The sequence below is a fragment of the Streptacidiphilus sp. EB103A genome, assembly GCF_041261405.1.
Taxonomy (GTDB): Bacteria; Actinomycetota; Actinomycetes; order Streptomycetales; family Streptomycetaceae; genus Streptacidiphilus.
Window position 1 is genome coordinate 568754 of the sequence record NZ_JBGCAQ010000001.1, and the last position, 12892, is coordinate 581645.

12 protein-coding genes are annotated in these 12892 nt (G+C 71.6%); 7 read left to right on the forward strand and 5 right to left on the reverse strand.

Going from position 1 to position 12892, the window contains the following annotated elements; translation table 11 throughout:
- Positions 1 to 51: 51 nt before the first annotated feature.
- On the reverse strand, positions 52 to 2022 hold the full coding sequence (locus ABH941_RS02545) for an ArnT family glycosyltransferase (protein WP_370126866.1): 1971 nt from the start codon (positions 2020 to 2022) through the stop codon (positions 52 to 54).
- 204 nt (positions 2023 to 2226) lie between these two features.
- On the opposite strand from ABH941_RS02545, the gene ABH941_RS02550 reads away from it, so the two are divergent.
- From ABH941_RS02550 to ABH941_RS02565, 4 genes are all read left to right on the forward strand, one after another.
- A complete protein-coding gene (locus ABH941_RS02550; RefSeq protein WP_370126867.1) occupies positions 2227 to 3888 on the forward strand; it encodes an LCP family protein in 1662 nt (553 codons plus the stop codon).
- A gap of 120 nt (positions 3889 to 4008) precedes the next feature.
- Entirely contained in the window at positions 4009 to 4776 is a 768-nt protein-coding gene (locus ABH941_RS02555) for an enoyl-CoA hydratase family protein (protein ID WP_370126868.1), read from the forward strand.
- Between the two features lie 138 nt (positions 4777 to 4914).
- A complete protein-coding gene (locus ABH941_RS02560; RefSeq protein WP_370126869.1) occupies positions 4915 to 5436 on the forward strand; it encodes an NUDIX hydrolase in 522 nt (173 codons plus the stop codon).
- An 85-nt stretch (positions 5437 to 5521) separates the two neighbouring features.
- A complete protein-coding gene (locus ABH941_RS02565; RefSeq protein ID WP_370126870.1) occupies positions 5522 to 6307 on the forward strand; it encodes a DapH/DapD/GlmU-related protein in 786 nt (261 codons plus the stop codon).
- A 161-nt stretch (positions 6308 to 6468) separates the two neighbouring features.
- On the opposite strand, the gene ABH941_RS02570 is transcribed toward ABH941_RS02565, so the two are convergent.
- Positions 6469 to 7743 (reverse strand): MFS transporter, encoded by a 1275-nt coding sequence (locus ABH941_RS02570; protein WP_370126871.1) that lies wholly within the window; start codon positions 7741 to 7743, stop codon positions 6469 to 6471.
- On the opposite strand from ABH941_RS02570, the gene ABH941_RS02575 reads away from it, so the two are divergent.
- On the forward strand, positions 7710 to 8969 hold the full coding sequence (locus tag ABH941_RS02575) for an ROK family protein (RefSeq protein ID WP_370126872.1): 1260 nt from the start codon (positions 7710 to 7712) through the stop codon (positions 8967 to 8969). The genes ABH941_RS02570 and ABH941_RS02575 overlap by 34 nt on opposite strands.
- A gap of 135 nt (positions 8970 to 9104) precedes the next feature.
- The gene (locus ABH941_RS02580) at positions 9105 to 9434 is read left to right on the forward strand and encodes an SHOCT domain-containing protein (RefSeq protein WP_370126873.1); all 330 of its coding nucleotides are present in this window, start codon (positions 9105 to 9107) and stop codon (positions 9432 to 9434) included.
- 7 nt (positions 9435 to 9441) lie between these two features.
- Here ABH941_RS02580 and ABH941_RS02585 read toward each other — a convergent pair whose 3' ends face one another.
- On the reverse strand, positions 9442 to 10005 hold the full coding sequence (locus ABH941_RS02585; protein WP_370126875.1) for an ATP-binding protein: 564 nt from the start codon (positions 10003 to 10005) through the stop codon (positions 9442 to 9444).
- Positions 10006 to 10316: 311 nt separating this feature from the next.
- Here ABH941_RS02585 and ABH941_RS02590 point away from each other — a divergent pair, with 311 nt between their 5' ends.
- A complete protein-coding gene (locus ABH941_RS02590) occupies positions 10317 to 11414 on the forward strand; it encodes a PLP-dependent cysteine synthase family protein (RefSeq protein WP_370126876.1) in 1098 nt (365 codons plus the stop codon).
- Between the two features lie 12 nt (positions 11415 to 11426).
- Here ABH941_RS02590 and ABH941_RS02595 read toward each other — a convergent pair whose 3' ends face one another.
- Together ABH941_RS02595 and ABH941_RS02600 are read right to left on the reverse strand one after the other, a co-directional pair.
- Positions 11427 to 11939: an SRPBCC family protein gene (locus ABH941_RS02595; RefSeq protein WP_370126877.1), complete on the reverse strand. Its 513-nt coding sequence runs from the start codon at positions 11937 to 11939 to the stop codon at positions 11427 to 11429.
- 51 nt (positions 11940 to 11990) lie between these two features.
- On the reverse strand, positions 11991 to 12836 hold the full coding sequence (locus tag ABH941_RS02600; protein ID WP_370126878.1) for a DeoR/GlpR family DNA-binding transcription regulator: 846 nt from the start codon (positions 12834 to 12836) through the stop codon (positions 11991 to 11993).
- Between the last annotated feature and the right edge of the window lie 56 nt (positions 12837 to 12892).

The following is a 12892-nucleotide window of genomic DNA, read 5'->3' on the forward strand; positions in this document are numbered from 1 at the left end:
ATAAATTGTTAAGAACGGCTGGCAGGGGCATTTCCAAGTCTGTGGATACGCCTAGATCCTGTTTGTGCAGCTGTACAGATCCGTTGAACTCGCTGTGGAACGCCCGCCGTAGTTGACAGCCGGGACAAGTGTGCAATTCGTGTGCACCCAGGTACTGACGGCGGCTCGCGGGGCGGTTTCGTGGCCGCTGTGCTTCAGCAGCACGTAGCGGAGCTTTCCAGCGTCGACCAGCTTGGCCAGCTCGATGGTGGTGGGCGTGGGAGCCAGGCCGGTGTACCCGCCCACGGCGAGCACGGGCGCGTCCTTGGCGAGGATGTAGGGGGTGGCCTGCTCCCAGCTCCACACGGCCATCAGGTACTCGGCGCCGTTGCGGTGCGCGGTCAGATAGGCGTACAGCTGCCGCTGTCGCTTCGTCAGGGTGCCGGAGACCCCGCTGCCGCTGGTGGAGCCCGGTTCGCCGGACTTCAGCGCGGCCTGCCCGACGGTGCCCAGCCAGGAGTGCCCGTAGCGGTGCGAGAGCACGGTCGCGGACCAGGCGGCCGGGGTGGACAGGGTGGCCACGAGCGCCGCGACCAGGCCGAGGGCGGCGAGCCGGGGGGCCGGACGGCCTCTGTTCCACGACAGTCGATCCCCGAGCAGCAGCCCGGCCGACAGCAGGCCCAGGGCCACTGCGGACGGCCAGGCCCACGGCAGGAAGCTGGGGTACTCCTGGGAGATCGCGAAGGCCCAGGCGAGGCCGGCGGCCAGTGTCGCGGGCAGTGCGAGGGCGGTCCGTCCGCCGGCCCGGTAGGTGCGCCACAGCAGGGTGAACCCGGCGCCGGTGAGTGCGGCGAGCGGGGCGGCGACCACCCCCATGTAGTAGGTGTGGCCGTCGACCGCGCCGGCGCTGAACACCAGCCCGAAGACGCCGGCCAGGCCGCCCCAGAGCAGATAGCCGGAGCGCTGCCGGTCGGTGCGCGGTCCGCTCCGCCGCCGCCAGAGTCCGAGGGCGACGCCTGCCAGGGCCGACGGGTAGAGCCAACCGACCTGTGAGCCGAGCGGTTTGACGAACAGTTTGGTCCAGCCGTACTGGCGGCCGGTCTTGGCCTTGGGGCTCTTGGTGCTGTGGCCGGCGCCGGCACCGGTCCCGGCGTCGGCGGAGGCGGCGGCGGAGCCGCTCACGGTGGCGACGCTCCCGGTGCTGGCGGCGCTCAGGCCGAGGCCGCTGAACCGGCTGAGGAAGTTGTAGCCCACGACCATGCTGAACACCGAGTTGTCGGTGGTCCCGTCCACATAGGGCCGGTCGGAGGCGGGGGTGAGAGTGACCGCGGTCATCCAGGACAGCGACACGGTGAGTGCCAGCGCCCCGGCCGCCGCCGTGTGCAGCAGGCGCCGGCGCAGCGCGGTCGGCGCGCACACCAGGTAGACCAGGCCGAACACCGGCAGCGCCACCCAGGCCTCGATCATCTTCGTCTGGAAGGCGAGGCCGACCCAGGCCCCGGCGGCCAGCAGCGGCCGCAGCCGCGCCGAGGCCGCCGCCCGCTGCACGGCGTCGACGGCCAGCAGCAGCAGGAGGGTGAACAGCGCGTCCTCGGTCACGGTGCGGAACAGCCCGGCCACCGCCGGGGTCACCACGAAGGCGGCGGCCGCCGCCAGGGCGGCGTTCTCCCCGGCCCAGCGCCGTACCGCCCGGTGCAGCACCAGAACCGAGAGGACGCCCTCGACGGCCTGCGGGAGCAGCAGCGTCCAGGTGTGGAAGCCCAGCAGGCGGACGGTCAGGGCCTGCGGCCACAGATAGCCGGGCAGTTTGTCCAGTGTGACCGAACTGCTCGGGTCGAACGAGCCGTAGAAGAACGCCTTCCAACTCATGGACATGCTGCGCACGGCATCTGCGTAGAACGCGTGGTAGCGGGAGTCGCCGATGTCCCATCCGTACAGGAGGGCCGCGAGCGCCGTGATCACCAGGAGGGCGGGCCGGCTGTACCGCTGGCCTGTCCGGGGTCTTGAGGCGGCGGGCGCGGTGATGGTGCAGGTGGTGGTCACGGCTGGATGCTCTGACATTCAGCTGTGAGTTTCAGCTGAATTTTATTTCAATGCGATCTCACTCGAAAGTCAAAGGCTTGGAAATCATGGGAAATTCAAAGCTTCCCGAGGTCATTTCATCGCCTATGGTTTCCGGAGCAGCGCCCCTGTCGCCCTGCTTCCCGATAAATCCAGGACCGTAACACCGACGGCGAAAAGACTCCCATGCCGATGCCGATTCAACTGCCCGCGGACGACGAAGCGCAGCCGCAGGACCCCGACGACCCCGCCGACCCCCACGACGGAGCGCACCCGCACGACCAGGTGCGGCGGGGCCGCCACGGGAAGCGCGCCCGCCGCGCCCGCCGCTCGGTCCGGGTGCTGCGGTGGACCTCCGGCGTGCTGGGAGTCTCGCTGGTGGTCGGCGCCGGCGCGGGCTATGCCTACTACCAGCACCTGAACAAGAACATCCAGCACGGTGCGCTGAACACCAGCACGGTGACGGTGGCCAAGCCCAAGGCGAACGCCGCCGGGCAGAGCGCGATCAACATCCTGATCCTCGGCACCGACTCCCGTGCCACCGCGGCGGACTGCAAGCTCGGCGGCTCCTGCGGCGACTCCGGGTACGGCCACGCCGACGTCGAGATGCTGCTGCACGTCTCCGCCGACCGCAGCAACGCAACTGTGCTGAGCATCCCCAGGGACACCAAGGTCGACATCCCCGCGTGCAAGGACTCGACCGGGACCAAGTCCTACGCGGCGAGCTACGACATCATCACCGACAGCATGGAGCACGGCGGGGCCGGCTGCACCGTCGGCACCTGGGAGAAGCTGACCGGCATCAGCATCGACCACTACATCACCGTGGACTTCTCCGGCGTGGTGCAGATGGCCGACGCCGTGGGCGGGGTCCCGGTGTGCACCAAGGAGAACGTCGTGGACAGCGCCGGATCGCACCTGAAGCTGAAGGCCGGCACCACCACGATCAAGGGGGTGCAGGCCCTGGAGTGGCTGCGCACCCGGCACGCCTTCGAGGACGGCACCGACATCGGCCGCACCCACGCCCAGCACCTCTACCTCAACTCGCTGATACGCAAGCTCAAGTCGGCCAACACCATAGCCAACCCGCTGAAGGTGGACGCGCTCGCCGAGGCCGCCACCAAGGCGCTCACGGTGAGCAACGAGATCGCCAGCATCGCCAAGCTCGCGTCGCTGGCGGTGGACATCAACAAGGTGCCGACCAAGAACATCACGATGACCACCATGCCGTTCTCCTACATCACCTCCGACCCGGCGCACGTCCAGCCGACCAGCGAGGCGTACAAGCTCTTCTCGATGATCCGCAACGACACCTCGCTGACCTCGACCAGCGTGTCGAAGACGGCGAGCGCGAGCGTCGCCGCCAGCGCCTCGGCCGCGGGGCAGGCCGCGGCGAGCGCCTCCGCGAGCGCGAGTGCCGCGGCGGCGGCCGTGGACAAGTCGAAGGTGAAGATCGCGGTCCGCAACGGCGGCACGGTCGTCGGCCGAGGCACCGCGATCACCAAGTACCTCAACGGCAAGGGCTTCACCGAGGCCGGCGTCGACACCACCAACGTCACGGCGACGGCGACCACGCTCACCTACCCCTCGGGGCAGAAGGCGAAGGCCCAGGCCGTCGCGTCGGCGCTGGGGCTCCAGGCCGCGGAGCTCAAGTCGTCCGGCAGCGCGACCTCGCTCACCCTGGTGATCGGCACCGACTGGACCAGCGGGACGAACTACGCCAAGACCCTCCCGAAGGCGGGCACGGTCCCCAGCACCACGGTCTCCCAGAACGCGGCGGACAGCAGCCAGTGCATGACGGTCAACCCGGCGAAGAACAGCTACGGGAAGTACATCTACATCTGGTAGCGGCCGGCGGGCAGGCAGGGCGGTGCGCGCGGTAACGTCACCACGCAGCACTGCCCGCCCACAGCACTGTCCGCCCATAGCACTGCCCTCCCGCCACCCTCGTCGAGGAGAAGCAAGCCGATGACCGCCACCACCGAGCCGCTGGTCCACTACCGGGTGGAGCGCGCCGTCGCGACCCTCACCCTGGACTCGCCGCGCAACCGCAACGCCCTCTCCGCGGCCCTGGTCGCCGAACTCGAACAGGGCCTCGCCGACGCGGCCAAGGACCCGTCCGTGCGAGCCGTTGTCCTCACCCACACCGGCGGCACCTTCTGCGCCGGCGCCGACCTCTCCGAGGCCACCAACGGCGACCCCACGGCCAATCCGCGACGCCTGGTGGCCGCGATGCGTGCCATCGTCGAACTGCCCAAGCCCGTCCTCGCCCAGGTGGACGGCCACGTCCGGGCCGGCGGCCTGGGCCTGGTCGGCGCCTGCGACCTGGCTGTCGCCGGTCCCAAGGGCACCTTCGCCTTCACCGAGGTACGCCTCGGACTGGCCCCCGCCGCGATCTCGCTCGCCCTGCTGCCCCGCCTGGACCCGCGTGGCGCGGCCCGCTGGTACCTCACCGGCTCGGTCTTCGACGCAGCCGAGGCCCAGCGCATCGGGCTGCTCACCGAGGCCGCCGACGACACCGCGGCAGCGCTGGAACCCCTGCTCGACGCCCTCCGGCTGGCCTCCCCCCAGGGCCTCGCCGAGACCAAACGCCTCGTCACCGCCGACGTCCTGCGCACCTTCGCCCGCGACGGCGAGTCCATGGTCGCCCAGTCCGCCCTCCTCTTCGGCTCCGACGAGGCCCGCGAGGGCATGCGCGCCTTCCTGGAACGGCGACCGCCGAACTGGGCGGAGTGAACAGCGGAGGCGCGCGAGCCCGGGAGACGGCGGGCAACTCGCTGCACTCGCGCTGCCGTTGCAGGCGTGGGGCGTTGTCCCGACGGGGCGTCACCCCGGTAAGGCGTCAGCCCGGACCCTGCTGCAAGGATGCCGGGCATGACGACGGAGACGACCGTGCTTTTGACCCTGACCGTGCCCTGGATCAACCTGCCGCATCGGATGGATGTGGTGCGGGCGACCGCTGTGCCGGAGGGGTACCGGGCCAGCACGGCGTTCGTGCTGGCGTTGGACGCTGACGGGCGGACGCTGCTGACGCTGGTGGACCGGCCCGGGCGGGGGTGGGAGGTGCCGGGCGGGCATCTGGACCCGGGGGAGTCGGCCTTGGACGCTGCGGTCCGGGAGCTGGAGGAGGAGGCGGGGCTGGTGGTGAGTCCGGAGCAGGTGGAGTTCGTCGGAGGGCAGCAGATCACCATCCTGGTCACCCCGCCCGCTCGCTACCCGTACCCGGCGCTGGGGTTCATGGCCTTCCATGTCGTCCGGCTGGACCACCGGGGGCTGCCGACCAGGCCCGACCCCGCGTCGGAGTGCGCCGAGGCGGAGTGGGTCGAGCGGGCGGAGGTCGCGCGGCGCTGCGCGGGGGCGGCCTGGCTGCCGTTGCACGAGTCGCTCTACGGCTGAGCGGTACTGATTACTGAGCGGGGCGAACGAACTCGTGGGTAACCCCGGGAGGATCACGTGAGGTCCTTGCGGTTACCGTGTCCGCATGCCGATGCCGATGCCGTCTTTCGCCGAGAAGACAATCTCCGCCGCGCGGGCCCGGGCCCGGCGGGCGATGACGTCGTTGGTGCATCGGGGCTGGGAGTGGGTGCAGGAGGCGGGCTCGGTGAGCGCCGACCGCCCCGGGCGGCTGCGTTTCGGGGCGATCGGGGAGTGCACCCGGCTGACCTTCCCGCTGGGGTCGGTCTTCAACGAGCAGTGGATCCATCTGGGCACGCACTGCATCATCGGCGAGGGCGTCTCGATGTCGGCCGGTTTCCTTCCCGGCCTGGAGCTCGGCCCCGAGCCGATCGTGCGGATCGGCAACGGGTGCGTGATCGGCCGGGACAGCCATATCGTCGGCCATCACTCGATCACCTTCGGTGATGACGTCTGGACCGGGCCCGGTGTCTACGTGACCGACGAGAACCACTCCTACGACGACCCCGAGCTGCCCATCGGCAAGCAGTGGCCGCGGAACGAGGCGGTGTCGATCGGCTCCGGCAGCTGGATCGGCACCGGTGCGGTGATCCTTCCGGGGGCCACGATCGGTCGCAATGTCGTCGTCGCGGCCAACGCCGTGGTGCGGGGGGAGGTACCGGACCACAGTGTGGTCGCCGGCGCGCCCGCGCGGGTCGTCCGTCGCTTCACCCCGGCGGAGGGCTGGCAGCCGCCGATCCGCACGGTGGCTCCCAAGCCGATCCCGGAAGGGATCACCCATGAGCAGCTGGTGACGCTGATCGGCTGGGACCTGCGGCTGCCCAAGGAGCCCGACGCGGATCCGGTGGCGTAAGGCGGTTCTTCGGGTGCGGGCGCTGCCTGGCTTGTCGCGCAGTTCCCCGCGCCCCTGAGCAAGTGCAACTTGCCCGCAATGGTTCAGTTGCAGCCCCCCAGGGGCGCGAGGAACTGCGCGACAAACCATGCAGACGCCGCACCCGACATCCGGACCCATCGCTACCCCTCGGACGCCGCCGAAGCCTTCCGTACCACCAGTGCCGCTACGCCGGCCAGCCCGGCCAGCACCGCCACCGAGACCAGCGCCGTCGGCAGACCAACGCCCTGGGCCAGGAAGCCGATGATCGGCGGGCCCAGCACCATGCCGCCGTAGCCGAGCATGGAGGCCGTGGCCACGCCCTTGGGGCCGTTCAGGGCCCCGGCGCGGTCGATGGCGAGCGGGAAGATGTTGGCCAGACCCAGGCCGACCAGCAGGAACCCGGCGAGGACCAGCGGGAGCCAGGGGCTGAGGGCGGCGACCAGCATCCCGCCGCAGGCCACTCCCGCGCCGGTGACCAGGACCCGGGTCGGGCCGAAGCGCTCGACCAGCCTGGTGCCGCTGAGCCGCCCGGTGGTCATCGCCAGCGAGTACGCGGCGAAGCCGCCGGCCGCGACCGAGGCGGTGGCGTGCAGGTCCGCGCTGAGGTGCAGGGTGCCCCAGTCGGCGAGGGCGCCCTCCCCGTAGGCGTCGCAGAGGGCGACCACGCCGAGCAGCAGCACCAGCAGCATCGGACCGCGGGCAGTGGTGGCAGACGACGGGGCGGAGGCGGAGGCAGGGGCAGCGGTCGGCGGTTCCGGCACGGTGACCCGGTGCCGGATCAGCGGGACGCCCGCCGCGACGGTGACGGCGAGGCCGAAGACGGCCATCAGGCCGAGGTGCCGGGCCGGTGAGAGCTGGGTCGCCAGCAGGCCGCCCAGGCTCGCGCCGATCAGGCCGCCGAGGCTGTAGGCGGCGTGGAAGGCGGGCATGACGGGGCGTCGGGCGGCGGCGATCAGGTCGACGGCGGCGCTGTTGATGCCGACGTTCATCGCGCCGTAGCCCGCGCCGAAGAGCAGCAGCACGCCGCCGAGCGACCACACCGAGTGGGTCTGCGGCGGCAGCGCGACGGAGGCGCAGAGCAGCACGGCGGAGGCGACGGTCACCGGGTGGTTGCCGTAGCGGAGGCAGAGCCGGCCGACCCCGGTCATCACGAGCACCGCGCCGGCCGAGACGCAGAGCAGGGCGAGCCCCAGCTCCCCCGGGGAGGCGTGCACTGCGGCCTTGATGGCGGGGATGCGGACGACCCATCCGGCGAACAGGAAGCCGTCCAGGGCGAAGAAGGCGGTGAGGGCGACCCGGGCCGGCGGCCAGGCGCCCGCAGGTCGGGTGGTCCCGGACGTCTCGGAGGTTCCGGAGATCTCAGGGGTGTCGGTGGTGCCGGATGTGCTGGCAGGTGTTTTGTTTATTTGCGGCACAAAGTCAGAATAGAAGCGTGCAGCCAACTCACACAAGTCCCGAGCGGGGCCGTGCGGCCCTGGGTCCGGCGCTCGCCCTCGTCCATACCGGGGCGGCGCCGACCCGCTCCGTCCTGACCGGTGCGCTCGGCGTCACCCGGGCCACCGCCGGCGCCGTCACCGCCGAACTGCAGGCGCTGGGGTTGATCACGGTGGACGCCCGCCCCGCCGGCGGCACCCGGGGCAGGCCCTCGCACCGGCTCGCCGTCGACCCGTCGGGACCGGTGGTGCTGGCCGCCCAGATCCACGCCGACGGCTTCTCGGTGGCGCTCGCCACCCTCGGCGGGGTGCTGGACACGCCCGAGGACTTTCCGCTGCCGGAGCCGGCCACTCCGGAGCGGGTGCTGCGCGCCGTCGTCGCCGAGGCGGCCCGGCGGATCGCCGCCGACCCGCGCCGCTGCGTCGGCCTCGGGCTGGCCGTCCCCACCCCGGTCGCGCTGCCCGAGCGGGTCGCCGTCGCGGCGATGTACCTGGACTGGCCGTCCGGAACCCCGGTGGCCGACCTGCTCCGGCAGGAGACCGTCGCCGCCGGCCTGGACCTGCCGGTGGACGTGGCCAACGACGCCAACCTCGCCGCCCTGGCCGAGCACCGGCACGGCGCCGGTCGCGGCTCCCGGCATCTGCTCTACGTCACCTCGGGTCACCGGGGCGTCGGCGGCGCCCTGGTGGTCGAGGGCCGGCTGCACACCGGCAGCGCCGGGCTGGCCCTGGAGGTCGGACAGGTGCTGGTGGACCCGGGCGGACGCCGCTGCCCCTGCGGCAGCCGCGGCTGTCTGGATGTGGAGGCCGACCCTAGCGCGCTGCTCGCCGCGGCGGGGCGCGAGGCCGATCCGGTGCGTCCGCTGTTCGACCAGACGGACGAGATCCTCGCCGAGGCCGCCGCTGGGGACCCGCGGGCCCGCGCCGCGGTGGAGCATGTGACCGACCGGCTCGGACTGGGCATCGCCGGTGTGATCAACATCCTGAACCCGGACCGGGTAGTCCTCGGCGCCTTCCACAACTCGCTGCTGGCGGCCGTCCCGGAACGGCTGACTCGGGTGGTCGCCGAACGCTCCTACTGGGGACGCTGCGGCCGCATCCCGATCAGGGCGGCCGCGCTGGAGCGCTCCGAGCTGGCCGGCGCCGCCGAGCTCGCCTGGACTCCGCTGCTGGACGACCCGTTGGCGGTGCTGGGGGAGCAGGGCTGACCCGGTCCGCGTACTCCCGGGGGAGCAGGGCGAGTGCCCGCCCCGGCACGACGCCCCGGACACCCCTCCGGCGGGATTCTCGGTAGTGGGTCGCCGCACCGCGGCGGCCGACGGATCGCAACCGAGGAGCCCGACATGAACACCACCCTGCTGGCGGACGGCTGGAACGGCGGCCCCGGGCCGTGGATCCTGCTGGTGCCGCTGTTCTGGATCACCGCCATCGTCTTCGTCCGCAGGGTCGTCTTCGGCCGTCGGTTCCGCGGGCCGCGCGCCGAGTTCGGCGCCGCCTTCGGGCCGCGGCAGGCTCCGGCGCCCTCGCCGGTCGACACCCTCAACCGCCGCTACGCGGAGGGACAGATCGACGAGTTCGAGTACCGGGAGCGCTATGACCTGCTCACGGTGGGCCTGCCCGAGCCGTCCCTCCAGAAGGCGACCCCGAAGGACGCGGGGCCCGCGGCTCCGTGAGAGGGCGTCAGGCCCGCAACCGGACCGGTTCCCGGCCCCGCTGCTTCCCGCTCTCGGAGGCCGGCTTGCATGTCGCCGGCGAGCGGGACGGCGGGGTCGGGCCGGTCCAGGCCACCCGCAGCGGCGCGAGCCGCAGCGGTGTGGACGGAGGCACCTCGGCGAGCGGTGCCTCGGCGAGGTGCGGAACGGTCTTCAGGGCGAACCAGACGACCTTGCCGCCCTCCTCGACCTGCGCGCCCCAGTCCGCGCTGAGTGCGGCGACCAGGGCCAGCCCCCGGCCGTTGATCTCCTCCTCGTCGGGGGTCAGCACCCGGGGGAGCGCCGTGCTGGTGTCGTGGACCTCGCAGCGCAGCAGCCCGTCCGCGCCGGCGGTCAGCCGCAGCAGGCACTCCGCGCCGGGACCGACATGCCGGTGGACGTTCGCGAGCAGTTCGGTGACACCCAGCAGGCAGAGGTCGACGGCTTCCGCCATCTTCCAGTGGCGCAGATGCGCCATGACGATCCTGCGGACGACCGCGAGGCGCTGGGGTTCCGCTGTGAGCCTCAGTTCGTACTGCTTGTCAGACTCCATCACGCGTCGATTCCTCCTGCTTCGCTGGAGACCGACTCCACGCCCGATGAGACAACCGCGCAGAGTCACCACGTGGCTACATTCCGAGACATGTCCAGAATCACCCCGTTCGATGGCATTCGCAACGCGCGGGCGACCTCGGGCTCCATGCTGCACGCTTGTGGGCCGCAGCGTAACTGTCCGGGCACGGTGAGTTGCGGAACATGCGCCGCCGTATGGCATATTCCAAGAAAAATCGGGAATGGCCCCACGGCTACGATGCGCGGGAGCGCCCGGTGCGCGGGGAATTCCGGAAAAAGAAAGCAGCTCCCATGAAGACCGTGGATGTGGACCGCAGCGACGCCGAATACCGGGCCTGGCTCAAGGAGGCCGTGCGCAAGGTCCAGGCGGACGCCAACCGATCGGCCGACACCCATCTGCTCCGGTTCCCGCTCCCGGAGGCGTGGGGCATCGACCTCTACCTCAAGGACGAGTCGACCCATCCCACCGGCAGTCTCAAGCACCGGCTGGCCCGCTCGCTGTTCCTCTACGCGCTCTGCAACGGCTGGATCCGGCCCGGGCGGCCGGTGGTGGAGGCGTCCAGCGGCTCCACGGCGGTCTCCGAGGCGTACTTCGCCCAGCTGATCGGCGTGCCGTTCGTCGCGGTGATGCCGCGCACCACCAGCTGCGAGAAGATCAGCCTGATCGAGGCCCAGGGCGGCAGCTGCCATCTGGTGGACGACACCCGCACGCTGTACGAGGTGTCCGCGCGGCTGGCCGCGGAGTCCGGCGGCCACTACATGGACCAGTTCACCTATGCCGAGCGGGCCACGGACTGGCGAGGCAACAACAACATCGCCGAGTCGATCTACGCCCAGCTGCGCCTGGAGCGCTATCCCGTCCCGGCCTGGATCGTGGCGACGGCCGGCACCGGCGGCACCTCGGCCACCCTGGCCCGCTATGTGCACTACACCCAGGCCGACACCCGGATCTGCGTCGCGGATCCGGAGAACTCCTGCTTCTTCGACGGCTGGGTGACCGGTGACACCTCGGTGACCTGCGAGAAGGGCTCCAGGATCGAGGGCATCGGGCGGCCCAGGATGGAGCCCAGCTTCGTCCCCGGGGCGATCGACCGGATGATGAAGGTCCCCGACGCCGCCTCGATCGCCTCGGTCCGAGTGCTGGACGCGGTGATGGGCCGCAAGCCGGGCGGGTCCACCGGGACCGGGCTGTGGAGCGCGTTCAAGATCATTTCTGAGATGCTCGCCGCGGGGGAGCACGGCAGTGTGGTCGGTCTGATCTGCGACCCCGGCGACCGCTACCTGGACAAGTACTACTCGGACGACTGGCTGGCCGACCAGGGCATCGACATCCGCCCGTACCAGGCGGCGCTCGAAGGCTTCCTGGAGACCGGAGTGTGGAAGGGCTGAGGCGGGCCCGGTTCAGTTCTCCTTGGTGCCGCAGCGGGCGTCCAGCCGGGCGGCGGCGCGGCGGATGGAGCGGGCCACCCCGGGGCGGGCCAGCAGCAGGACGGCTCGGGCGGCCGGGGCGGCGTCGACGGCGATGGTGAAGCGCAGCTCGGTGCCGCCGTCGGCGGAGGGAGCCAGCAGCCACTCCTCGGCCCAGGCCCGGAAGCCGGGGACGTTGGTCTCCTCGACCCGGTAGACGAAACGGAACGGCCCGCCGGGCGACGGCTCCTCCCAGGCGATCACGTTCTCCACGAAGTGCACTCCGCCGCGCAGCGTCACCGCGCGTCCCGCGCCGACGCCGTACGGGGGCGGCCCGGTGTACGCGGCCGAGCGGATCTCCCGGTACCACAGCGGCCAGGTCGAGACGTCGTCGGTCAGCTGCGCGAACACCGCCCCGGGCTCGGCCCGCAGCCGCGCGGTGGACACCAGCCGGGTCGGCGCCTCCGCCGGGAACTCCGCCGTCACCGGACGCAGCCGCTTCGCCACGGTTTCCTCCATCGCTCAGGATGCAAGGGGAGCAGTCTAGTTGACGCGCCGTCAAAAAGGTTGCTCGGGCTGGTGGTCCGCGGTGAGGTCGCCGCCCGCGATGATCACCTCGCGGACCTGCTCGGACACCGCCGAGCGGATCTCCAGCGGCAGCCCGACATCGGTGACCAGGGTGTCCACCTCGGCCAGCGAGGCGAAGGTGGACAGGCCCACGGTGCCCCACTTGGTGTGGTCGGCGACCGCCACCACCCGCCGCGCCGAGGCGACGAAGCTGCGGTTGGTCTCGGCCTCGGCCAGGTTGGGCGTGGACAGGCCGGCCTCCAGCGAGATGCCGTGGCTGCCCAGGAACAGCAGGTCGAAGTGGAGCGAGCGGATCGCCCGGTCGGCGATCGGCCCCACCAGCGAGTCGGACGGGGTGCGCACCCCGCCGGTCAGCACCACGGTCGCCGCCGTGGCCGGCGCCGCGCCGTGCCGCAGGGCGTTCTCGAACACATCGGCGACCCGGACCGAGTTGGTCACCACGGTCAGCCCCTCGACCTGGAGCAGGTGGTGCGCCAGGGCGTAGGTCGTGGTCCCGCCCGACAGGGCGATGGCGCTGCCCGGGACCACCAGCCGGGCGGCCTCCCGGGCGATGTCCTCCTTGGCGGTGAGCTCCAGCGCCGACTTGGCCTCGAAGCCGGGCTCATGGGTGCTGGCCTCCAGCACCGGCACCGCGCCGCCGTGCACCTTCTCCACCACACCCTGGCGGGCCAGCGCGTCCAGGTCCCGACGCACCGTCATGTCCGAGACGTTCAGCCGCCGGGTCAGCTCGTTGACCCGCACGCCGCCGCGCCGACGCACCTCGTCCAGGATGAGCGCGCGCCGCTGCTCCGCCAGGAGATTGCTGTTCTCGGCCACCCGTGCCCCTCACCGCTCCACTGATTTTCCCGCTATCCTCGCACGCCGTCGGCGCC